Source organism: Streptococcus sp. CF7_Ac1-12 (genome assembly GCF_024295905.1).
GTDB lineage: Bacteria > Bacillota > Bacilli > Lactobacillales > Streptococcaceae > Streptococcus > Streptococcus mitis_AP.
The window spans coordinates 1-24842 of the sequence record NZ_JANCPG010000010.1 but is presented as its reverse complement, the minus strand read 5'-3'; the positions used below and the strand labels follow the sequence as shown (position 1 = coordinate 24842).

General features: G+C 38.7%; 18 protein-coding genes. 17 read left to right on the top strand and 1 reads right to left on the bottom strand.

Annotated elements, in window-relative coordinates:
• The first annotated feature begins 135 nt into the window (after positions 1-135).
• From NMM17_RS06210 to NMM17_RS06170, 9 genes are all read left to right on the top strand, one after another.
• On the top strand, positions 136-1422 hold the full coding sequence (locus NMM17_RS06210; protein WP_000169065.1) for a U32 family peptidase: 1287 nt from the start codon (positions 136-138) through the stop codon (positions 1420-1422).
• A gap of 314 nt (positions 1423-1736) precedes the next feature.
• Positions 1737-1937, top strand: a complete 201-nt coding sequence (locus NMM17_RS06205) for a F0F1 ATP synthase subunit C (protein ID WP_001054560.1) — start codon at positions 1737-1739, stop codon at positions 1935-1937.
• Between the two features lie 33 nt (positions 1938-1970).
• Entirely contained in the window at positions 1971-2681 is a 711-nt protein-coding gene (gene atpB, locus NMM17_RS06200) for a F0F1 ATP synthase subunit A (RefSeq protein WP_000392870.1), read from the top strand.
• A 13-nt stretch (positions 2682-2694) separates the two neighbouring features.
• On the top strand, positions 2695-3189 hold the full coding sequence (gene atpF, locus NMM17_RS06195; RefSeq protein ID WP_254754053.1) for a F0F1 ATP synthase subunit B: 495 nt from the start codon (positions 2695-2697) through the stop codon (positions 3187-3189).
• Positions 3189-3725 carry a F0F1 ATP synthase subunit delta gene (locus NMM17_RS06190; RefSeq protein ID WP_254754052.1) on the top strand — a complete coding sequence of 179 codons (537 nt, stop codon included), beginning with the start codon at positions 3189-3191 and terminating at the stop codon, positions 3723-3725. Before atpF ends, NMM17_RS06190 begins: the two co-directional genes overlap by 1 nt.
• A gap of 14 nt (positions 3726-3739) precedes the next feature.
• The gene (gene atpA, locus NMM17_RS06185) at positions 3740-5245 is read left to right on the top strand and encodes a F0F1 ATP synthase subunit alpha (RefSeq protein WP_000996629.1); all 1506 of its coding nucleotides are present in this window, start codon (positions 3740-3742) and stop codon (positions 5243-5245) included.
• A 15-nt stretch (positions 5246-5260) separates the two neighbouring features.
• A complete protein-coding gene (locus NMM17_RS06180; RefSeq protein ID WP_218493889.1) occupies positions 5261-6139 on the top strand; it encodes a F0F1 ATP synthase subunit gamma in 879 nt (292 codons plus the stop codon).
• 85 nt (positions 6140-6224) lie between these two features.
• Positions 6225-7631, top strand: a complete 1407-nt coding sequence (atpD, locus tag NMM17_RS06175) for a F0F1 ATP synthase subunit beta (RefSeq protein ID WP_000094357.1) — start codon at positions 6225-6227, stop codon at positions 7629-7631.
• Positions 7632-7641: 10 nt separating this feature from the next.
• A complete protein-coding gene (locus tag NMM17_RS06170) occupies positions 7642-8061 on the top strand; it encodes a F0F1 ATP synthase subunit epsilon (RefSeq protein WP_254754051.1) in 420 nt (139 codons plus the stop codon).
• 43 nt (positions 8062-8104) lie between these two features.
• On the opposite strand, the gene NMM17_RS06165 is transcribed toward NMM17_RS06170, so the two are convergent.
• Positions 8105-9118 (bottom strand): lactonase family protein, encoded by a 1014-nt coding sequence (locus NMM17_RS06165; protein ID WP_254754050.1) that lies wholly within the window; start codon positions 9116-9118, stop codon positions 8105-8107.
• 170 nt (positions 9119-9288) lie between these two features.
• Between NMM17_RS06165 and NMM17_RS06160 the strand changes: the two genes are divergently transcribed.
• From NMM17_RS06160 to NMM17_RS06125, 8 genes are all read left to right on the top strand, one after another.
• On the top strand, positions 9289-11271 hold the full coding sequence (locus NMM17_RS06160) for a peptide ABC transporter substrate-binding protein (protein WP_254754049.1): 1983 nt from the start codon (positions 9289-9291) through the stop codon (positions 11269-11271).
• Between the two features lie 117 nt (positions 11272-11388).
• Entirely contained in the window at positions 11389-12555 is a 1167-nt protein-coding gene (locus tag NMM17_RS06155; protein WP_254754048.1) for an AI-2E family transporter, read from the top strand.
• Positions 12545-13774, top strand: coding sequence for a tetratricopeptide repeat protein (locus NMM17_RS06150; RefSeq protein ID WP_254754047.1), 1230 nt, complete (start codon positions 12545-12547; stop codon positions 13772-13774). Before NMM17_RS06155 ends, NMM17_RS06150 begins: the two co-directional genes overlap by 11 nt.
• Positions 13775-14188: 414 nt before the next feature.
• Positions 14189-14704 (top strand): hypothetical protein, encoded by a 516-nt coding sequence (locus NMM17_RS06145; RefSeq protein ID WP_254754046.1) that lies wholly within the window; start codon positions 14189-14191, stop codon positions 14702-14704.
• 396 nt (positions 14705-15100) lie between these two features.
• Positions 15101-15742 carry an amino acid ABC transporter permease gene (locus NMM17_RS06140; RefSeq protein ID WP_049487112.1) on the top strand — a complete coding sequence of 214 codons (642 nt, stop codon included), beginning with the start codon at positions 15101-15103 and terminating at the stop codon, positions 15740-15742.
• A 9-nt stretch (positions 15743-15751) separates the two neighbouring features.
• Complete coding sequence (locus tag NMM17_RS06135; RefSeq protein WP_254754044.1) at positions 15752-16381, top strand: amino acid ABC transporter ATP-binding protein; 630 nt, start codon at positions 15752-15754, stop codon at positions 16379-16381.
• 9 nt (positions 16382-16390) lie between these two features.
• Entirely contained in the window at positions 16391-17230 is an 840-nt protein-coding gene (locus NMM17_RS06130; RefSeq protein ID WP_000182485.1) for an amino acid ABC transporter substrate-binding protein, read from the top strand.
• Between the two features lie 458 nt (positions 17231-17688).
• Positions 17689-24842: Rib/alpha-like domain-containing protein (locus NMM17_RS06125; protein WP_254754042.1), on the top strand; the 7154-nt coding region annotated here is incomplete at its 3' end.

The following is a 24842-nucleotide window of genomic DNA, read 5'->3' as shown; positions in this document are numbered from 1 at the left end:
GTTTGAAGAGATTTTCGAAGAGTATTAAAAGATTAGAATTGTCAAAACAATCTGTCTAGGCTTGATTTTATCACTTATTTACTATAAAATGAGAAGGAAAAACGTCAAACTTTTATATTGCAAATAGGAGAAAACATGACAAAAACATTAAAACGTCCTGAGGTTTTATCACCTGCAGGAACTTTAGAGAAGCTAAAAGTAGCTGTTCAATATGGAGCGGATGCTGTCTTTATCGGTGGTCAGGCCTATGGTCTTCGTAGCCGTGCCGGAAACTTTACTTTCGAACAGATGGAAGAAGGCGTACAGTTTGCGGCCAAGTATGGTGCTAAGGTTTATGTGGCTGCCAATATGGTTATGCACGAAGGAAATGAGGCTGGTGCTGGTGAGTGGTTCCGTAAACTACGTGATATCGGGATTGCAGCAGTTATCGTATCTGACCCAGCTTTGATTATGATTGCGGCGACTGAAGCACCAGGTCTTGAAATCCACCTTTCTACCCAAGCAAGTGCCACCAACTATGAAACTCTTGAGTTCTGGAAAGAACTGGGCTTGACTCGTGTCGTTTTGGCGCGTGAGGTTTCAATGGAAGAATTGGCAGAAATTCGCAAACGTACAGACGTTGAGATTGAAGCCTTTGTTCATGGAGCTATGTGTATTTCCTACTCAGGTCGCTGTACGCTTTCAAATCACATGAGTATGCGTGATGCTAACCGTGGTGGTTGCTCTCAGTCTTGCCGTTGGAAGTACGACCTTTACGATATGCCATTTGGGAAGGAACGTAAGAGTCTTAAAGGTGAAATTCCTGAAGAATTTTCAATGTCAGCCGTTGATATGTCTATGATTGACCATATCCCAGATATGATTGAAAACGGTGTGGACAGTCTGAAGATCGAAGGACGCATGAAGTCTATTCACTATGTTTCAACAGTAACTAACTGTTATAAGGCGGCTGTTGATGCTTATCTAGAGAGTCCAGAGAAGTTTGAAGCTATCAAGCAAGACTTGATTGATGAGATGTGGAAGGTTGCCCAACGTGAATTAGCAACAGGTTTCTACTATGGTACACCATCTGAAAATGAGCAGTTGTTTGGTGCTCGTCGTAAAATTCCTGAGTATAAGTTTGTCGCTGAAGTGGTTTCTTACGATGATGCGACACAAACAGCAACCATTCGCCAACGGAACGTCATTAACGAAGGGGACCAAGTTGAGTTTTATGGCCCAGGTTTCCGTCATTTTGAGACTTATATCGAAGATTTGCATGATGCTAAAGGAAATAAGATCGATCGTGCTCCTAATCCAATGGAACTCTTGACTATCAAGGTTCCACAACCTGTTCAAGCTGGAGACATGGTTCGAGCTCTTAAAGAAGGTCTTATCAATCTTTATAAGGAAGATGGAACCAGCGTCACAGTTCGTGCTTAATAAACATGTAGGAGACGAAAGTTTTCTAGTTGCTTTCCCTTTAATCCTACTTACTAAAGAACCTTAGGTTAAAGAAAATATATTAATTTCCATCCGAGATTTCATCTCGGATTTTTTCATTATTTTTCAGAAAGGTCTAGATAATGGACGGATTTATTACAATTTTTTTCCAAAGTTTTCTATATAATAGACTCAAAAATAGTAAAATTGTAAATAATTTCCGTTAAGCGCTTTCAATGTTGGTAAAAAGTTGACAAATCCAATTTTTAGGACTAAACTAAGTAAGTAAATTTTAATTAAAAGGAGAATTCGTCATGAATTTAACATTTTTCGGTCTATGTCTTGCCTGTATGGGTGTATCTCTTGGTGAAGGTATGTTGATGAACGGTTTGTTGAAATCAGTTGCTCGCCAACCAGATATCATCTCAGAACTACGTAGTTTGATGATCCTAGGGGTTGCCTTTATTGAAGGTACTTTCTTCGTTACTCTTGTCTTTTCATTTATCATCAAATAAAAGAAGTATAAATTGAAAAAGGGAGGATTTTAGATGGAAGAAAGTATTAATCCAACCATCAATATTGGTCCTGTTACCTTTAATTTAACCATAGTAGTTTTGACTTTGTTGACTGTAGCACTTATTTTTGGCTTTATTTATTGGGCAACTCGAAATATGACTTTGAGACCCACAGGAAAACAAAATGTATTAGAGTATTTATTTGATTTTGTTGTTGGATTTACAAAATCAAACCTTGGTCCAATGATAAAGGATTATTCTCTCTTTTATTTCTGTTTATTCCTATTTATGGCCATTGCAAATAATATTGGCTTAATGGCTAGAATTCAGACTACAGATGGTGTAAATCTTTGGACCTCACCAACAGCAAATTTGTCATTTGACTTGGTCTTGTCTTTTACAATTATCTTAATGACACACGTAGAAGGAATTCGTCGTCGTGGAATCAAAAAGTATTTAAAAGCATTTGTAACACCAGGTTTTATGACACCAATGAATCTCTTGGAAGAAGTTACCAATCTCCTTTCACTTGCATTGCGGGTATTTGGTAATATCTTTGCAGGGGAAGTGATGGCAAGTATGTTAGTCCTACTTTCTCATCAGGCCTTCTATTGGTATCCTATTGCTTTTGGAACAAATCTAATCTGGACTGCATTTTCTGTTTTTATTTCTTGTGTACAAGCATATGTATTTACATTGTTATCTTCAATGTACCTAGGAAATAAAATTAATGATGAAGAATAGAAAGGAGTAGTTTATGAATGTAACAGTAGGTGAATTACTTGGTGATTTTATACTAATCGCTGGTTCCTTTATTCTCTTGCTAGTCTTGGTTAAGAAATACGCTTGGTCAAATTTGGCTAGCATTTTCGAAGAAAGAGCAGAAAAAATTGCAGCAGATATTGACGGAGCTGAACAAGCACGTCAAAAAGCAGAAGTATTGGCTCAAAAACGCGAAGATGAATTGGCTGGTAGTCGTAAAGAAGCTAAGACAATCATTGAGAATGCGAAAGAAACAGCTGAGAAAAGCAAAGCTAGTATTTTAGCAGATGCTAAGCTAGAAGCAGGACGCTTGAAAGAAAAAGCGAACCAAGAAATTGCTCAAAATAAAGCTGAAGCTTTACAAAGTGTTAAGGGTGAGGTAGCAGATTTGACAATCAGCTTGGCTGGTAAAATCATCTCACAAAACCTTGACGGTCATGCCCATAAAGAACTCATTGATCAGTATATCGATCAGTTAGGAGAAGCTTAATGGACAAGAAAACAGTAAAGGTAATTGAAAAATACAGCATGCCTTTTGTCCAATTGGTTTTAGAAAAAGGAGAAGAAGACCGTATCTTTTCAGACTTAGCTCAAATCAAGCAAGTTGCTGAAGAAACTGGTTTACCTTCTTTTTTAAAAAAAGTGGCAGTAGACGAGTCTGACAAGGAAAAAACGATTGCTTTCTTCCAAGACTCAGTGTCACCTTTATTGCAAAACTTGATCCAGGTTCTGGCATACAATCACAGAGCAAATCTTTTTTATGATGTGCTTGTAGATTGTTTGAACCGACTTGAAAAAGAAACAAATCGATTTGAAGTGACGATTACTGCTGCTCATCCTTTAACAGATGAACAGAAGACTCGTTTGCTCCCTTTGATTGAGAAGAAAATGTCTCTGAAAGTGCGGAGTGTAAAAGAAGAAATCGATGAAAGTCTCATTGGTGGTTTTGTCATTTTTGCCAATCACAAGACAATTGATGTGAGTATTAAACAACAACTTAAAGTTGTTAAAGAAAATTTGAAATAGAAAGTGGTGTTCTTTTGGCAATTAACGCACAAGAAATCAGCGCTTTAATTAAGCAACAAATTGAAAATTTCAAACCCAATTTTGATGTGACTGAAACAGGTGTTGTTACCTATATCGGGGACGGTATCGCGCGTGCTCACGGTCTTGAAAATGCCATGAGTGGAGAGTTGTTGATTTTTGAAAACGGCTCTTATGGTATGGCTCAAAACTTGGAGTCAACTGATGTCGGTATTATCATCCTAGGTGACTTTACGGATATCCGTGAAGGTGATACAATCCGACGTACAGGTAAAATCATGGAAGTTCCAGTAGGTGAAAGTCTCATTGGTCGTGTTGTGGATCCACTTGGCCGTCCAGTTGATGGTCTTGGAGAAATCCACACTGATAAAACTCGTCCAGTAGAAGCGCCAGCTCCTGGTGTTATGCAACGTAAATCTGTATCAGAACCACTGCAAACTGGTTTGAAAGCTATTGACGCCCTTGTACCGATTGGTCGTGGTCAACGTGAGTTGATTATTGGGGACCGTCAGACAGGGAAAACAACCATTGCGATTGATACAATCTTGAACCAAAAAGGTCAAGATATGATCTGTATCTACGTTGCGATTGGACAAAAAGAATCAACAGTTCGTACGCAAGTAGAAACACTACGTCAGTACGGTGCCTTGGACTACACAATCGTTGTGACAGCCTCTGCTTCACAACCATCTCCATTGCTTTTCCTAGCTCCTTATGCTGGGGTTGCCATGGCGGAAGAATTTATGTACCAAGGTAAGCATGTTTTGATTGTTTATGATGATCTTTCAAAACAAGCGGTCGCTTATCGTGAACTGTCTCTCTTGCTTCGTCGTCCTCCAGGTCGTGAAGCCTTCCCAGGGGATGTTTTCTACCTTCACAGCCGTTTGCTTGAGCGCTCAGCTAAAGTTTCTGATGAACTTGGTGGTGGATCGATTACAGCCCTACCATTTATCGAGACACAAGCAGGAGATATCTCAGCCTATATCGCAACCAACGTGATTTCTATCACTGATGGACAAATCTTCCTTGGTGATGGTCTTTTCAATGCAGGTATTCGTCCAGCCATCGATGCGGGTTCATCTGTATCTCGTGTAGGTGGTTCTGCACAAATCAAAGCTATGAAGAAGGTTGCTGGTACACTTCGTATCGACCTTGCTTCATATCGTGAGTTGGAAGCCTTCACTAAGTTTGGTTCTGACTTGGATGCAGCAACACAGGCTAAATTGAACCGTGGCCGTCGTACCGTTGAGGTCTTGAAACAACCTGTTCACAAACCATTACCTGTTGAGAAACAAGTAACCATTCTCTATGCTTTGACACATGGTTTCTTGGATACTGTTCCAGTAGATGATATTGTTCGTTTCGAGGAAGAGTTCCATGCCTTCTTTGATGCTCAACATCCAGAGATTTTGGAAACCATTCGTGATACAAAAGACTTGCCAGAAGAAGCAGTCTTGGATGCTGCGATTACAGAGTTTCTCAATCAAACCAGCTTCCAGTAAGAATAGAGGTGTCAGATGGCAGTATCTCTAAATGATATTAAAACAAAAATCGCCTCAACAAAAAATACGAGTCAAATCACTAATGCCATGCAGATGGTATCAGCTGCTAAGCTAGGTCGTTCTGAAGAAGCTGCTCGCAACTTCCAAGTTTATGCTCAGAAAGTTCGTAAACTTTTGACGGATATTCTTCATGGGAATGGAGCTGGTAGTTCAACTAATCCGATGTTGATTAGCCGTCCAGTTAAGAAGACAGGCTATATCGTCATTACTTCAGACCGAGGTTTGGTTGGAGGTTATAATTCCTCTATTCTGAAAGCCGTTATGGAGTTGAAGGAAGAATACCATCCAGATGGTACAGGTTTTGAAATGATCTGTATTGGTGGAATGGGAGCTGATTTCTTTAAGGCTCGCGGTATTCAGCCACTTTATGAACTACGTGGCTTGGCAGATCAACCAAGCTTTGATGAAGTCCGTAAGATTATTTCAAAAACTGTTGAAATGTACCAAAATGAACTTTTTGATGAACTCTATGTCTGCTATAACCACCATGTCAATACGCTAACTAGTCAAATGCGTGTGGAGCAAATGCTTCCGATTGTTGACTTGGATCCAAATGAAGCGGATGACAGTTACAGCTTGACCTTTGAATTGGAAACTAGCCGAGAAGAAATTTTGGAGCAGTTGTTGCCTCAGTTTGCAGAAAGTATGATTTATGGTGCTATTATCGACGCTAAGACAGCTGAAAATGCTGCGGGTATGACAGCCATGCAAACAGCGACAGATAATGCTAAGAAAGTCATTAATGATTTGACAATTCAGTATAACCGTGCCAGACAGGCGGCGATTACACAAGAAATTACAGAAATCGTAGCAGGAGCTAGTGCCTTAGAATAGGCTCTAGTCCAGCTCGTATGAAAATGAACTTAGGACCTAGTTAAACTAGGAACCGACAGTATCTTATATAGAATAGGAGAAGGAGATGAGTTCAGGTAAAATTGCTCAGGTTATCGGTCCCGTTGTAGACGTCTTGTTTGCAGCAGGGGAAAAACTTCCTGAGATTAACAATGCACTTGTCGTCTACAAAAATGACGAAAGAAAAACAAAAATCGTCCTTGAAGTAGCCTTAGAGTTGGGAGATGGTATGGTTCGTACTATCGCCATGGAATCAACAGATGGGTTGACTCGTGGAATGGAAGTATTGGACACAGGTCGTCCAATCTCTGTACCAGTAGGTAAAGAAACTTTGGGACGTGTCTTCAATGTTTTGGGAGATACCATTGACTTGGAAGCTCCTTTTACAGAAGATGCAGAGCGTCAGCCAATTCATAAAAAAGCTCCAACTTTTGATGAGTTGTCTACCTCTTCTGAAATCCTTGAAACAGGGATTAAGGTTATCGACCTTCTTGCCCCTTACCTTAAAGGTGGTAAGGTTGGACTTTTCGGTGGTGCCGGAGTTGGTAAAACCGTCTTGATCCAAGAATTGATTCACAACATTGCCCAAGAACACGGTGGTATCTCAGTATTCACTGGTGTTGGGGAACGTACTCGTGAGGGAAATGACCTTTACTGGGAAATGAAAGAATCAGGCGTTATCGAGAAAACAGCCATGGTATTTGGTCAGATGAATGAGCCACCAGGAGCACGTATGCGTGTTGCCCTTACTGGTTTGACAATCGCTGAATACTTCCGTGATGTAGAAGGACAAGACGTGCTTCTCTTTATCGATAATATCTTCCGTTTCACTCAGGCTGGTTCAGAAGTATCCGCCCTTTTGGGTCGTATGCCATCAGCCGTTGGTTACCAACCAACACTTGCTACAGAAATGGGTCAATTGCAAGAGCGTATCACATCAACTAAAAAGGGTTCTGTAACCTCTATCCAGGCTATCTATGTGCCAGCGGATGACTATACTGACCCAGCGCCAGCAACAGCCTTCGCTCACTTGGATTCTACAACAAACTTGGAACGTAAGTTGGTACAATTGGGTATCTACCCAGCCGTGGATCCACTTGCTTCAAGCTCACGTGCCTTGGCACCTGAAATCGTTGGAGAAGAGCACTATGCAGTTGCTGCTGAAGTAAAACGCGTTCTTCAACGTTACCATGAATTGCAAGATATCATTGCTATCCTTGGTATGGATGAGCTTTCTGATGAAGAAAAGACCTTAGTTGCTCGTGCCCGTCGTATCCAGTTCTTCTTGTCGCAAAACTTCAACGTTGCGGAACAATTTACTGGTCAGCCAGGTTCTTATGTTCCAGTTGCTGAAACTGTACGTGGCTTTAAGGAAATCCTTGATGGTAAACATGATCACTTGCCAGAAGATGCCTTCCGTGGTGTAGGTTCTATCGAAGATGTGATTGCAAAAGCTGAAAAAATGGGATTTTAAGAGGTGATCTATGGCTCAGTTAACTGTCCAGATCGTGACACCAGATGGTCTCGTCTATGATCACCATGCCAGCTATGTATCGGTTCGAACTCTGGATGGTGAGATGGGGATCTTGCCACGACATGAAAATATGATTGCGGTTTTAGCAGTTGATGAAGTAAAGGTAAAACGTATTGATGATGAAGATCACGTGAACTGGATTGCAGTAAACGGGGGTGTTATCGAAGTTGCCAATGGCGTTATCACAATTGTTGCTGACTCTGCAGAACGTGCTCGTGATATCGATGTTAGTCGTGCAGAACGTGCCAAACTTCGAGCGGAGCGTGAAATTGAAGAAGCACAAGACAAACACTTGATTGACCAAGAACGTCGTGCTAAGATTGCACTGCAACGTGCCATTAACCGTATTAATGTCGGAAAAAGACTATAAGAAAAAATGAACTTGAATTATCAAGTTCATTTTTTATGTATTCTTAAGGGGCAAAACTGATGCAGACCGCTTCGGGAACATGGAAGTCGTTGGAAAGTTCTGCTAGACGTCCAGTTTCAGAATTGCGCTTAAAGACGGTTGCATTGTCAGAGTCCTGATGGACAGCAATGACAAATTCTTGATCCGGTGTCAAATCAAAATCACGTGGAGTCTGACCATGTGTCGGAACGATTTCTAACAACTCTAAGCTACCGTCCGCAAGAATTGTATATACTGCGATAGAATCATGACCACGGTTAGAGGCGTAGAGGTATTTACCATCTTTAGAGAGACGAATAGCAGCAGTACCATTAAAGCCTTCATAACCGTCTGGTAGAGTTGAAATAACTTGCATGCGTTCAAATTCTCCAACACCATCGTAGATTAGAACCTCGATAGTGCTATTGAGTTCACAAATGAGATAAGCGATTTTATAGTGGTTATGGAAAATGATGTGGCGTGAGCCTGCCCCTGGCTGGCTGTGGTAGGTATAGAGCTTAGATAATTTTCCTTCTTGATCAAGGTCATAAGTGATGACTTGGTCAGTTCCCAAGTCGCAAGTCACTAGATAGTGGTCAGGTGTTAAGTCTGTGTAGTGAACATGGGGAGAAGCTTGATTTTCATGTGGACCTTGGCCACTATGTTGATCCACATCACTAAGTAGAAGACGACCATCTTCCTGACGTTTATAAACAAGGACCTGTCCCTTGTGGTAGTTTGCCGCGTACACCAAATTACGCTTTTCATCAACGGCAACATAACAGTGAGGAGCTCCTTCCTCAACGACATGATTTAATAAAGTCCCGTCAGTTTGATAGGCTGCAATTCCTCCCTTATCGTCTTGACTACCAACGGTGTATAAATGTTGGTGCTGGTCAAAGGCAAGGTAGGTTGGACTTGGCTCAGCTGCAAAAAGTTCTAGATTTGAAAGCTGACCAGTTTCTGTATCAAAGTCTGCCTTGTAAATCCCTTGGGAAGTACGACGTGTATAAGTTCCAAAATAAACAGTTTCTTTCATAACTTTACCTCTATATAAAGATAAGACTATTATATCACAAAAAATGCAGTGTTGAAACTCTACAACGCATAGATAAAAACAATAATATATTAAATCAAGCTTGATTTTGTATTGATTTCCTTTTGAAAAGTGCTATAATAATCCTATACAAATTGCAAAGGAGTTTGTTTATGAAAAAACGTGTTTTCCTAGCAGCAGGAGTTGCTGTACTCTCGGCAGCTGTCCTAGCAGCGTGTTCATCTGGTAGTGCTAATAAAGAAGCAAATAAACCAGTTACTTATGCCTATGTATTTTCATCAGATCCTTCGACTCTGGATTATACAGTTTCAGGAAATGTCAGCACTAAACAGGTCACAGGTAACGTTATTGACGGTTTACTTGAAAATGACCAATATGGAAATCTGGTTCCATCAGTTGCAGAAGATTGGACTGTTTCCAAAGATGGTTTGACCTACACCTATAAAATCCGTCAGGGTGTAAAATGGTATACCAACGAGGGGGAAGAGTATGGTGAAGTCAAGGCTCAAGACTTTGTAACTGGTCTGAAACACGCAGCAGATAAGAAATCACAGGCTCTTTATCTCGTACAGGATTCTATCAAAGGATTGGATGACTATGTAAATGGGAAAACAACGGATTTTTCTACTGTTGGTGTAAAAGCAATTGACGATTATACTGTTGTTTATACTTTGAATCATCCAGAGTCTTTCTGGAATTCAAAAACAACAATGGGAGTCCTTGCACCAGTCAATGAAGACTTTTTAGCTTCTAAGGGAGATGACTTTGGTAAACCAACTGATGTAACGAGCATTCTATACAATGGGCCTTATCTCCTAAAAGGTCTTACATCTAAGTCTTCTATCGAAATGACCAAAAATCAAAACTACTGGGATAAACAAAATGTCTTTATTGATGATATCAAGTTATCCTTCTTTGATGGTCAAGATGCAGACTCTCTAGGACGCGGTTTTGATGAGGGACACTATCCAGCTGCACCACTCTTTAAAAACTCTGCTAACTATGAACGTCTAAAAGAAAAATACAAGGATAATATTGTGTATGGTCAACAGCGTGGAGGAGTTTTTTATATCTCAACCAATATCGACCGTGTAAATTACAATCACACTGCTAAAACAAGTGATGCAGAAAAAACATCTACTAAGAAAGCCTTGTTAAACAAAGATTTCCGTCAAGCCTTGACTTTTGCGGTAGATCGTAAAGCAGGGATCTCTCAAGTATTTGGTGATGAAGTAGGACCTCGTAAGTTACGGACAAGTTTCACTCCTCCAACATTTGTTCAAGTAGGAGATCAAACATTTGGTCAAGTTACTAAGACAGAATTGGATAAATTGGATAATGTCTGGAAAGATGTTAGTCTTGATGATGCCCAAGATTCACTTCATAATGTAGACAAGGCTAAAGCTAAGTTTGAAGCTGCTAAGAAAACCCTTCAAGCTGATGGAGTCCAGTTCCCAATTCATTTAGATTTGCCAATTTCTTCATCAAATCCAGATTTTATTCGTCAGGTTCAGTCTTATAAACAATCCATTGAGGAAGCCTTAGGCTCTGAAAATGTGGTTGTTGACATTCAACAGGTTTCTGATGATGAATTGGGAAGTATGACTGTTCTAGCTACTTCCAATGCAAATACTGACTGGGATATTAATGCAGTCAGTGGTTGGAATCCAGACTTTGCTGATCCATCGACTTATCTAGATGTATTTGATCCAACTTCAGGTCCAAGTCTCCTAAGTGCTCTTGGTGTGGCACCAGGAACAGACAATCCAGTTATTAAAACAGTTGGATTGGATAAATACAAAGAACTGATTGATGATGCAAATAGTGAGAAAACAGACCTTCAAAAACGTTATTCCAAATATTCTAAGGCTCAAGCTTGGTTGTCAGATAGTGCACTTGTTATTCCAGTATACTCTGATGGTGCTCAAATGCTAGTGACGAAAATGGTTCCTGGCAGTGGTGCCGGTGGCTGGGTAGGTGACAAGACTAGTGAAAATAGCTACAAGTATCTGAAAATCCAAGATAAGATTGTCACTACTAAAGAAATGGATGAGTTCCGCAAGAAATTTGCTGATGAAAAAGCCAAATCCAATGCTGATTATCAGAAGAACTTAGACCGTCATATTCAAGACTAATCGAATCTCCTCTTTTGAGGAGATTTTTTATGTTGCTGTCTCCATGTAAGCACTTTAAAAAAGAGTTATTTTGATTTAAAAATGGTATAATGAGAGAACAATAGAAAGGAAGTATTTATGGAGCAAAAAGAGAAACATTTTAGCCTATCTTGGTTTTTCAAGTGGTTTTTGGATAACAAGGCCATTACGGTATTTTTGGTAACTTTATTATTGGGACTGAATCTTTTTATTTTAAGTAAGATTAGTTTTCTATTTTCACCTGTTTTAGACTTTTTGGCAGTTGTGATGTTGCCAGTCATTCTATCTGGTTTGCTATATTATTTATTAAATCCTATTGTTGATTGGATGGAAAAACGCAAAATCAATCGTGTTATCGCAATCAGTATTGTCTTTGTCATCATCGCTCTCTTTATCATTTGGGGCTTGGCAGTAGCTATTCCAAATCTGCAACGTCAGGTTTTAAGTTTTGCAAGGAATGTTCCAGTCTACCTGGAAGATGCTGATCGCGTTATTGATGATTTGGTAACCAAACGTTTGCCAGATGATTTCAGACCTCAGTTAGAGCAAGTGTTGACAAACTTCTCAAGTCAGGCTACAGTTTGGGCAAGTAAGGTTTCTTCTCAGGCAGTTAACTGGGTGAGTGCCTTTATTAGCGGGGCATCTCAAGTGATTGTTGCTTTGATTATTGTTCCTTTCATGCTCTTTTATCTCTTGCGTGATGGGAAAGGATTGCGTAACTATTTGACTCAATTCATGCCAACGAAATTGAAAGAACCTGTAGGACAAGTTTTATCAGATGTGAATCAGCAGTTGTCCAACTATGTTAGAGGGCAAGTAACAGTAGCTATTATTGTAGCAGTAATGTTTATGATCTTCTTCAAGATTATCGGTCTACGTTATGCGGTTACGCTGGGTGTTACTGCTGGTATTTTAAATCTGGTTCCTTATCTTGGTAGCTTCCTAGCCATGCTTCCTGCCCTAGTATTGGGCTTGATTGCCGGGCCAGTCATGCTTTTAAAAGTGGTGATTGTCTTTATCGTAGAACAAACTATTGAAGGCCGTTTTGTCTCTCCATTGATTTTGGGAAGTCAATTAAACATCCATCCCATTAATGTTCTCTTTGTTTTGTTAACTTCAGGATCCATGTTTGGTATCTGGGGAGTCTTGCTCGGTATTCCTGTTTATGCTTCTGCTAAGGTTGTCATTTCAGCGATTTTTGAATGGTATAAGGTAGTCAGTGGCCTATATGAACTAGAAGGAGAGGAAGCTAAGAGTGAACAATAGTCAACAGATGTTACAGGCTTTGGAGGAGCAAGATTTAACCAAGGCTGAGCACTATTTCGTCAAAGCTTTAGAAAATGATCCAAGTGACCTTCTGTATGAGTTGGCAACTTATCTTGAAGGGATTGGTTTTTATCCTCAGGCCAAGGAAATTTACTTGAAAATTGAAGGGGATTTCCCAGAGGTTAATCTTAATCTAGCAGCTATTGCTAGTGAGGATGGTCAAATTGAAGAAGCCTTTGCCTATCTTGAGGAAATCCAAGCTGACAGTGACTGGTATGTTTCGGCTTTGGCTCTGAAGGCAGACCTTTACCAGTTGGAAGGTTTGACAGATGTGGCGCGTGAGAAATTATTGGAGGCCTTGACTTACTCAGAAGATCCTCTCTTGATATTGGGATTAGCAGAGTTGGATAGTGAGTTGGAAAATTATCAAGAGGCCATTCAAGGCTATGCCCAGTTAGATAATCGCTCGATTTATGAGCAAACAGGCATTTCTACCTATCAACGGATTGGCTTTGCCTATGCACAGTTGGGGAAATTTGAAACGGCTACAGAGTTTTTAGAAAAAGCCCTGGAGTTAGAATACGATGACCTAACAGCTTTTGAGTTGGCCAGTCTTTACTTTGATCAAGAAGAATACCAAAAAGCTGTCCTCTACTTTAAGCAGCTTGATACCATTTCTCCTGACTTTGAAGGCTATGAGTATGGTTATAGTCAGGCCTTACATAAGGAACATCAAGTTCAAGAAGCCCTGCGTATCGCTAAGCAAGGCTTAGAGAAAAATCCCTTTGAAACTCGCCTCTTGCTAGCTGCTTCACAATTCTCTTATGAATTGCATGATACCAGTGGTGCAGAAAACTACCTCCTTACTGCAAAAGAAGACGCTGATGATACGGAAGAAATCTTACTCCGTCTAGCTACTATTTATCTAGAACAGGAACGTTATGAGGATATTTTAGACTTACAAAGTGATGAGCCAGAAAATCTTTTGACCAAGTGGATGATTGCTCGTTCCTATCAAGAAATGGACGATTTGGATACTGCCTATGAGCTTTACCAAGAGTTGGCAGGAGATTTAAAGGATAATCCAGAATTTCTGGAACACTATATCTATCTCTTGCGTGAATTGGGCTACTTTGAGGAAGCAAAAGTCAATGCGCAAGTTTACTTAAAACTGGTTCCAGATGATGTGCAAATGCAAGAATTGTATGAGAGATTGTAAGAATCCATACATTACAGAAAACTGCAAGTTATTACTAGATAACAATTGCGGTTTTTTACTTTTTTTTTCAAATAAATATGGCTGAAGTTTTATTGCAATGTGACGAGAATTTGTATGTAAATCAGGTTAAGATTGTTTCATTAGAAGGGTAGAGTTTTGTTTTTATTTCAAAACTCTTATCTTAAAATTTCAAAATAGATTACATATCCAGGATAGGGCTTGTATTTTTTGTTTGACAAAATTAAAAAAATGTGTAAGAATAAGAAGAATTGAAAACAGGAAAACTCACCTCCTTTCGATTCGTCAAGCCTTATCGTTAGGCAATGAGGGGGCGGAGAGACGCGCTCGTCAACAGAAGTATCTCATTGGAAATGTTGCTCACTTTTTAGTGAGCTTTTTATCTAAGGAATAGGAATGAAAAGTAAGAAGTTAAAATTAGGTCAAATTGATTTAAAAATGTGCAAGGATTATGACCTTATTCAAGCGATGGATTATGATTTTAAGACAAAGGAAGTAATGAATAAAGGAAGGGGATTTGCGGTAACTGTTGTCAAAATACAGGGATTGACTTTCTTGATTCCATTTAGAAGTTATATTCCTAAAAAGTATCAGTTGAAGTATAAGCTAAGAAATTCGGCAAAAGAAGGATATGTTGAAGGATTAGATATTGGTAAAACCTTGATTTTAGAAGACAAAAGCTACTTACTAAATACAACTTTCCGCCTTCGGAAAATCGAAGATTATTATAAAGTGATGGATAACGATAAAGCTATAATTAATAAGTTAGTGAAAGCTATTATAGATTATAACCGCGCTTTAGAAATAAATGATAGAAACAAACTTGAAGATCCTAAACGCTTTAAATTCTCAACATTCCAGAATTATTCTACTAGATTAAAAGTAATTACAGAAAAAGACTATTTAGAATAGATAATGTTTTCGCAGGCTACGGCTTGTGTTTTTTTGTTTGACTAAAAATGTGGATTTAAAATCCAGGAAACATAAATAGGATAGTCAGATTTCAAATCTGTAAAATCATCTTCTTGAAGGGGGAGTGGTTTTTTCAAAAATAAATACAGTGAAATGACTCACTGCTCCTTTTGGAAACTATTAGAATCAAATTGCAAGGTTCTCAACTATAGGGGCAAAGATGTTTATAAAAATGAATACAAAGATGAATACGATTCTAAAAAATAACAGTAATTGATGAAAATGATTTTAAAGAAAAAATAAGTAAAAACTCAATTATCAATAAGCAACAGAAAGCATTTGTAAACACTAATCTCTTGTGCTATAATAGGAACAATTATTTTTAGGAGGTGCAGTATGTCTTATTTGTTTGAGATATTACCGAGTTTATTGAGCGGTGCAAGCATGACTTTGCAGGTTTTTGCACTGGTCTTGATTTTTTCTATTCCCTTGGGCGTTTTGATTGCCTTTGCCTTGCAAGTCCATTGGAAGCCCCTCCATCATTTGATTAATATTTATATTTGGATTATGCGAGGCACACCCTTGCTCTTGCAATTAATCTTTATCTATTATGTGCTGCCAAGTATTGGGATTCGTTTGGACCGTCTTCCTGCGGCTATCATTGCTTTTGTTCTCAATTATGCGGCTTACTTTGCTGAAATCTTCCGTGGGGGGATTGATACCATTCCTAAAGGTCAATATGAGGCTGCTAAGGTTTTGAAGTTTAGTCCCTTTGACACAGTTCGCTATATTATCTTGCCCCAAGTGACCAAGATTGTTCTTCCTAGTGTATTTAACGAAGTTATGAGTTTGGTCAAGGATACTTCTTTGGTCTATGCACTTGGAATTTCAGATCTTATCTTGGCTAGTCGAACAGCTGCAAACCGTGATGCTAGCCTAGTTCCTATGTTCTTGGCAGGAGCCATTTACTTAATTTTGATTGGTATTGTGACCATCCTTGCCAAAAAAGTTGAGAAGAAGTACAGTTACTATAGATAGGAGGCTGCCATGTTAGAATTACGAAATATCAATAAGGGCTTTGGTGAAAAGCAAATTTTATCTAATTTCAGTCTAAAAATTCCTGAAAAGCAAATCCTGGCTATTGTTGGGCCTTCTGGTGGAGGTAAGACAACTCTCTTACGTATGCTTGCAGGTCTTGAAACCATTGATTCAGGGCAAATCTTTTATAATGGAGAACCTTTAGAACTGGATGAATTGGAGAAGCGAAATCTACTAGGATTTGTCTTCCAAGATTTTCAACTGTTTCCTCATTTATCAGTTCTAGATAATTTGACCTTATCTCCTGTGAAAACAATGGGAATGAAGCAGGAAGAGGCTGAGAAGAAGGCGCGTGGGCTCCTGGAACAGTTGGGACTGGCAGGACATGCAAATGCCTATTCATTTTCACTATCAGGTGGACAAAAGCAGCGGGTGGCCTTGGCGCGTGCTATGATGATTGACCCAGAAATCATTGGCTACGATGAACCAACTTCTGCCCTAGATCCAGCATTGCGCTTGGAAGTGGAAAAACTGATCTTGCAAAATAGGGAACTTGGAATGACGCAGATTGTGGTTACCCACGATTTACAATTCGCTGAAAATATCGCAGATCAGATTCTCAAGGTTGAGCCCAAGTAGGAGGTCCCGATGACTAATAAGAAAATTGCTTTAGTATTGGTTTCTCTCCTGACTCTCTTTTTAACGGCCTGTACTCAGAAAGCTAGTGATCCAAAGCAGGATAACTGGGATAAGTATCAAGAGCAGGGAACCATTACTATTGGCTTTGACAATACCTTTGTACCCATGGGTTTTGAAGAAAAGAATGGCCAATATACAGGCTTTGATATTGATTTAGCGCAAGCTGTCTCTGAAAAATTAGGTTTTAAGGTTCAATTTCAGCCAATCGACTGGGATATGAAGGAGACGGAACTGCAAAATGGAACCATAGATGCCATCTGGAATGGCTATTCTGCCACTGATGAACGCCGAGAAAAGGTTGCCTTTAGCATTCCATATATGGAAAATCAGCAAGTTCTGGTTGCGAAGAAAAGTCAGCAGATTCATTCAGTAGAGGATATGAAGGATAAGACCTTGGGAGCTCAAGCTGGATCCTCTGGTTATCTAGACTTTGAAGCCCAGCCAGATTTATTGAAAAATCGTGTCAAAGACCAGAAGGCCAATCAATACCAGAGTTTCAATGAAGCCTTGATTGATTTGAAGAATGACCGAATTGATGCCTTGTTGATTGACCGAGTGTATGCTAATTACTATCTTCAGTCTGAAGGAATATTAAATGACTACAATGTCTTTTCAGCTGGATTTGAAAGTGAATCCTTTGCGGTCGGAGTTAGACCAGCAGACAAGAGATTACTGCAAGCTTTAAACCAAGCCTTTATTGAACTATACCAAGAAGGAAAGTTCCAAGAGATTAGCCAAAAATGGTTTGGAGATGATGTAGCAACCAAAGAAGTGAAGGATGGAAAATAAAATAGATAGCAAGCCTAGTTTTGTCTTTAAAACTGGGCCTTGTTTTTTTATAGACTTTATTTTATAAAGCTGGAGGAACTTCTAGATTTTACAGCTATTTTGGGTAGAACTTGTGCATCTAGCTTCATTCTGTAATCCCTTATCTGTTGCTAAAAGTCAATGAAGACCTGATAAAAAATATCAGAAAATTCATTTTTATAATCAAATCATACGAACAATCAAATAATATAGAAAATCACTAAAGTAATATAAATTCTATTTTTGTAAGGGTTTACCTTAAAGAGAAGTTTGTGAAATTACTTTAGCGATTATACTTGAAAATGCTTGATTTATAGGAAAAAAAAGAGTATAATTATTTGTAACCCTTTAAAACATACTCATATATTTTAGGGGGGGGGCTTTTTATTTAGCCTTCTTAGATATATTAACTGATAATTATCAGAAAAAGGAGTAAGGGAATGTTTAAACCCAAAGGGCGTCATGTTCGCCAATCGCAAGTGGAGAAATTCACACGTTACAGTATTCGTAAGGTTAGTTTTGGTGCGGCTAGTGTGGCTGTAGCTACTGGATTGTTTTTCCTTGGTGGAGGAAGCGTCCAAGCTGCTGAACCAGTAACTAATACAGAACATACAGAAGTTCAAAATCCTCAAAATGTAAATGAGAAGTCCCCGGAACCCTCTAAGGAAGTTACTGGACAAGGGTCTGCTACTGCTAAAGAGGCCGATGGACAAAATAATACTTCTGTAAAAGAGTCTGCCGCTGACAAACAAAATAGTGAAGTTCAAAATCCAAATGTAGAGGCAGAAAAAGTTGCTATTAATACAGCATCATTAGAAGATTTAGTTGCTAAAGTTGAAGGTAGATTGAGTCAATTAACTGAAGACAAGAAAACAAAATCAGTCATTGATGATGCTAAAAACTTGGTTAATAAAGCAAAAGAGCTTTTAAACGATGATACAAAAACACAGGAAAAAGTGGATGCACAAGCTAAACAACTTTCAAGTAGCCTTGTCATTTTAAACAGTATCAAATCAGAAACAACTGAAGAGAAAGTAAATAAAAACCAAGACCCAAGAAATGGACAAGCTATCCCAGGTAATGGGGAAAGTGGATTTAGAACTAACGACGCTGCAACTACTGCTACAACAACCACAGGAACAAGTGATACAATCACACCAACAAATCCAGCGCAACCAACTGCGAAAGATATTATCGGAAGTACAAGTACAGTATCACGAGAAAACTTTACGGGTTGGGATACCTATACAATGCCATTTGGTAGTCACCATGCAGGCGAGGGTGATTTAGGTGTTAATACGCCAGAGAAAAAAGCTGATGCTGCAGACTTAGAGTTTAGAGTATTCTCTGATCAAAGATCTGGCACAAGACCTAGCCCTGGACCATCTAACTATACGTATTTAGGTAAAGAGAATGATGTAAGGGCTCGTATTGACTATGGTTTGAAGTTGCCAGCAGAAAAGGTACAAAAAATTATCGAAGAAGCTCCTCTATGGCGAGGAAAACAAAGATATAATGGTACAACAATTTCAAGTCAAGTCCCAGCAACCTACTATGGAAATGGACCATATGAATATCTGCTTTCTAGTATCTATAAACTTGGATATGAACAAGGAATCGATAAAGTATACATTAAAGATGTAAGTAAACGTATTGAAGTAACAGAAGCTGCTAAAAAGGCTGGCTGGACTGTTTCAGATTTCAATGTCTTTAATTTTCCAAATGGTTTATTTTATGATAAAGCAACAGATAGTGTACAAGGGGTTGTAACTCATAGAAGTCCATTTAACTATCAACAAGTAAAAGCTCGAGTAACGTTTAAAAATACTAATACTGGTAAAAGTGTTACGATTCCATTAGATGATCATAGATTTGGTGGAACAGCATGGAAAGATGGAACACCACCTACCCTAGAAATCAACAATGCTGTTAAAGAAGGTAAAGTAGGAGAAGCACTAACTGTTCCAGTAGAATATAGAGATGCTGGAGCTTCGCATGCTGGAGTACCAAATGATAGAAGAGTTTCTTATACTTTAACGGATGAAAATGGAGCACCAATCGGACGTACAACTACAATTACAGAAACTGTAGGACGTGCAATTCTTGGGGTTTCTGGAGCGAAGATTACAGGAACGACAGGTACCGATGCTGCTACTCCTACAGAATTAACAGGAGATGAGACAAAAATTCCAGGTGTCGGTTTCACCATTGCATCAGCTGATATGACTGAAAATAATCCAAATGGATTTAAAGGAACACCAACAGAAGCTGGGATTTACAGAGTTTCAATCTATGCAAGAGATTATAAAGAGACAAATGCCAATGAAGCATATGCACATGCAACATTTAAAATTGCACCTTCAGTATCTATAAAAAATGTACATGCTTATGATACAGAAGTTCCGATTACAATTTCTAGAGGGGCTTCAGAAGCAACGATTACATTACCAGATGGAACAAACACAAAAGTTGTTGCTAAAAATGGTAAGTGGGTTGTCTCAGAAACAACAAATACTGCTGTAAATGTCAATGATGAAATTGGTACAGTTGGTGAAACTTTCAATCTAAAAGTTCTTCCAACAGCAACAGCAAATGCTGCAACAGATACGATTAACGTAACTGCAAATAGTGAAAATATAACAGCAACATTTACAAGGGCAGAAGTAGCCTTAAAAACTAGACTTGGAGAGAATGTAGCAGCAACATTCAATAAAGTTACTGGACGATGGGAGTTATCTGGTGAGACTGCTGAGAAGAAAACTCTTAACAGCGATGGAACAACAACTTGGTTAAAACGTGACCTATATGTTGATGTGAATAAAGATGGCGAAACGATTTTTAATGTTTACGAATATACTCGTACATTAAATGCAGAAGGAAAAGTTACAGCAGTTAATAATGTATTTCGTACACTAACAACTTATAACAAAGAAAATGCAGCCAATAGTTCAGCAGATTCAGCAACTGATACTAATAAAGGAATGGTTGTAACGGTTAGATACGATAAAGGACTAAACAAATGGACTGCTGATGATAACTCTACCGTAACAGCAACAAAAACTGGAGATAAATGGACGATTTCTACTTCATCAGGATTCAATGGAACAGTCGATGCAGTGGAAACAGCAAGTTCTTCAGATAAAGCGTCTGTATTAAATGATGCTCCATCTATTAGCTCCACTTCTTATACTACAGTAAAAGGTGCTACAGTAGACTTAGTGAAACAAAAATCAGCTACAGTAACAATTACAGATAGAGAAGATGATGCGACAACTGCTCCAAATAAAAAGGAAACAACAGTTACAAAAGTAACGTTAACATCTCCTTCAGGAACAGTAACAGAATATAGTAGTGCAGCAGAAGCAGCAGCTGTTAAATTATCAGAAGTTGGTACTTACACAGTTAAAGTTGAAGTAAAAGATAGTAACGGAAATGTCGTTACTGCAGATACTGAAACGGATACTGGAACAAATAAAGGTGCAGACACTGCTGTGAATTCAACTACTTATAAAATTACTGTAAAAGATCAAGAAACAAATAAATTGTATACAGTTGAAGGTGATACTGTAACAAATGATCAGTTGAAAGAAAAAGTAAATCCTACAGCTGTAGACGGCTTTACTCCAACTAAAAATGATATTGCTGATATTCCAACAACAGCTAAAAAAGCAGGTCAAACATTAGAAGTGCCAGCAACAGTAACTTATACAAAAGGAACTGAAACAATCCCTGTAGAAACGAAAGTAGATGTTGTTGTCTTACCAAAAGTAACACCTACAGGAGTAACAGTTCTTAAAGATAGCACAGGATTAGAAGAAGCTGTTAAAGCGAAAGCAGTGGAAGCAGCTACAGCGACAACTAAGTTGCCAGATGGTGTAACTGTAAGAGTTAAAGAAGTTAAAGCTGGAACAGTACCGGCAACAACAGCAACTGGAGTACAAACTCCAGCAACAGCAGTTGTAGAGTATGTAAAAGATGGTAATGTAGTTAAAACTAGCGAAGTACCAGTACCAGTAACGGTAGTAGGTTCAACAGCAAGTAACATCGTCGTGTTCGAAGGTGAAAAACCAACCGCTGAACAAGCAAAAACAGCTGTAACACCAGGAACAGATGGAACAAAAGGTGAACCAACAACATTACCAGAAACAGCAGGTAAAGCAGGAGCGACAGACGTTAAAGTAGACGTACCAGTAACATATGACAATGGTAAGTTAACAGAAACAGTAAGTGTACCAGTAACAGTTTTACCAAAACCAGAAGCTGATGAAATTTTAGTTGCTAAAAACAGTGACAAGGAAAAGGCTAAAGAAAAAGTACTAGCTCAAGCTGAAAAAGCAATTGCTGATGGAACATTTACAGGTAAATTACCTCAAGGAGCAACAGTTACTGTTGATAATACAGTGCCAGTAACAATTCCTGAATTAACAGATGATACTGAAGTAGAAGTAACTGTTAAGTACACAGTTCCTGGACAAGATAAACCATTAACTACAACAGTTAAAGTACCAGTTACAGTAGTTGAAGGTGTACCACAAATCGTACCAGTGGATGAAAGCAACAAACAACCAGATCCAGAAAAGAACATTGATAAGACAGATTATCCAGAAGGATCTACATTTAGATATAAGACTCCAGATGGACAAACATCTCCAATCGATGTAACAACAACTGGAGATAAGAATGTGATTGTTGAAGTACTTGACCCACAAGGAAACACAATTGTTGAAGTCCCAGCAACTGTACGTGTAGTAGGTAGCACACCACAATTTGTAGTAGCAGATCCAGCTAAGAAACAACCAGAAGCGAAAGATAGTGTTACACCAGGAGAATATCCAGATGGTACAACATTTGAATATAAGACACCAGTAGATACAACAACTGCAGGTGAAAAAGATGTGACAGTTGTAGCTAAGCTAAATGGTCAACCAATTGTAGAAGTTCCTGCAAAAGTAGTGGTAGTAGATCCTAAGACACAATACGTAGTAGCAGATCCAAGCAAACCACAACCAGATGCTTCTAAGAGTATTGATCCAGAACAATATCCAGATGGCACAACATTTGAGTACAAAACTCCAGTAGATACGACTACACCAGGAGAAAAAGATGTAGTTGTCGTTGCAAAAGATGGAGAAGATAAACTTGTTGAAGTACCAACAAAAGTGAAGGTCGTACAAGGAAATCCACAAATCGTTCCAGTGGATGAAGGTAAGAAACAACCATCACCTGAAGATAGTATTGATCCGAATGATTACCCAGATGATGCAACATTTGAGTATAAAGAAGAAGTAGATACATCTACACCAGGTGATAAGAAAGTTACCGTTGTTGTTAAACAAGGGGATAAAGTATTAGTTGAAGTACCGTCTACAGTACGAGTAGTAGAAAGTTATCCTAAATATGTACCAGTAGATCCAGCTAAGAAACAGCCAGATCCAAAAGAAAACATTAATCCAAATGATTTCCCAACTGGAACAACATTTGAATACAAAGATAACACTCCAGTAGATACAACAACACCAGGTGAAAAACCTGTAACGGTAGTAGCGAAATTAGACGGGCAACCAATTACAGAAATTCCAGCTAAGATTGTTGTTGTAGAATCTAAGACACAGTATGTTCCAGTGAATGCTGAAAGTGATAAGAAACCAAAACCACAAGATAGCATTACACCAGATGATTATCCAGCAGGCTCAACGTTTGAGTACAAGACTCCAGAAGGACAAACAACTCCATATGATGGAACAACTCCAGGTGAGAAAGATGTTACTGTAGTCGTGAAAGATTCAGATGGAGATCCAATTGTAGAAGTACCTGCGAAGATCAAAGTCGTTCAAGGTAAAGAACAATTAACTCCAGTAAATGCTGAAGATAAAGATAAACCTAAAGCTGAAGATAGTATCACACCAAGTGACTATCCAGAAGGTTCAACATTCGAATACAAAGTTCCAGAAGGACAAACAACTCCATATGATGGAACAACTCCAGGGGATAAACCAGTTACTGTAGTTGTAAAAGATAAAAATGGAAAAGTGTTAGTAGAAGTTCCAGCTACTATTAAAGTAGTTGAAACAAAACCAACACCGATTGAAACACCAGTAACAAACACTCCTTTAACTGAAGGCGATTATACAAAAGGAATGAAGATTCCAGAAGGAGCAACTGTTAAGGTCGGCGATCTTCCAGATTTAACAACACCAGGTGAAAAACCCCCTGTAAAAGTAACGATTACATTACCAAATGGTAAATCTTATACTGTGGATGTTCCAGTCACTGTTACTCCAGTTAAGGAAATTGAAACACCAGTAACAACCACACCATTAACACCGGACGATTATACTAAAGGAATTAAGATTCCAGAAGGCGGTAAAGTAACGAATGTTGAAAACATTCCAGACTTGACAACACCAGGTAAGAAAGATCCAGTTAAGGTAACGATTGAATTACCAAATGGTAAAGTTATCACAGTGGACGTTCCGGTGAATGTAACGCCAGTTAAGGAAATCGAAACCCCAGTAACAACCACACCATTAACACCGGACGATTACACTAAAGGAATTACAATTCCAGAAGGTGGTAAGGTTACTAAGGTTGAAAATATTCCAGACTTGACAACACAAGGTAAGAAAGATCCAGTTAAGGTAACGATTGAATTACCAAATGGTAAAGTTATCACAGTGGATGTTCCGGTGAATGTAACGCCAGTTAAGGAAATCGAGACTCCAGTAACAACCACACCATTAACACCGGACGATTACACTAAAGGAATTACGATTCCAGAAGGTGGTAAGGTTACTAAGGTTGAAAATATTCCAGACTTGACAACACCAGGTAAGAAAGATCCGGTTAAGGTAACGATTGAATTGCCAAATGGTAAAGTTATCACAGTGGACGTTCCAGTAACTGTTACTCCAGTTAAGGAAATTGAAACACCAGTAACTACAACACCGTTAACCCCAGAGGATTACACTAAAGGAATTACGATTCCAGAAGGTGGTAAGGTTACTAAGGTTGAAAATATTCCAGACTTAACAACGCCAGGTAAGAAAAATCCAGTTAAGGTAACGATTGAATTGCCAAATGGCAAAGTAGTTACGGTAGAAGTACCAGTAAATGTAACTCCAGTTAAGGAAATCGAGACACCAGTAACGAAAGATAAATTGACTCCAGAAGATATCTTGAAACAAATCAAAGTACCAGAAGGAGCAACTGTTAAGGTAGGAGATCTTCCAGACTTAACAACACCAGGTAAGAAGGATCCTGTAAAAGTAACGATTACATTACCAAATGGTAAAGTTGTGACTGTAGAAATTCCAGTAACTGTAACTCCTATTGAAGATATTGTTAAAAAACAAGGTGATCCAATTACTACTGAGGATGTTGAAAAACACATTCCAAAAGGAGCAAAAGTTATCTCAATTGGTGACAAACCTTCAACAGATATTTCAGGTGAAAGACCAAGTATTCCAGTTGTGATTGAGTTACCAAATGGAATTCGAGTAACTGTAAATGTACCAGTTATCGTAACACCAAAAGTTACGCCTGTGGTAGTTAAAGTTGGAACACCAGTTACGCCAGAAGATGTTAAGAAACATAT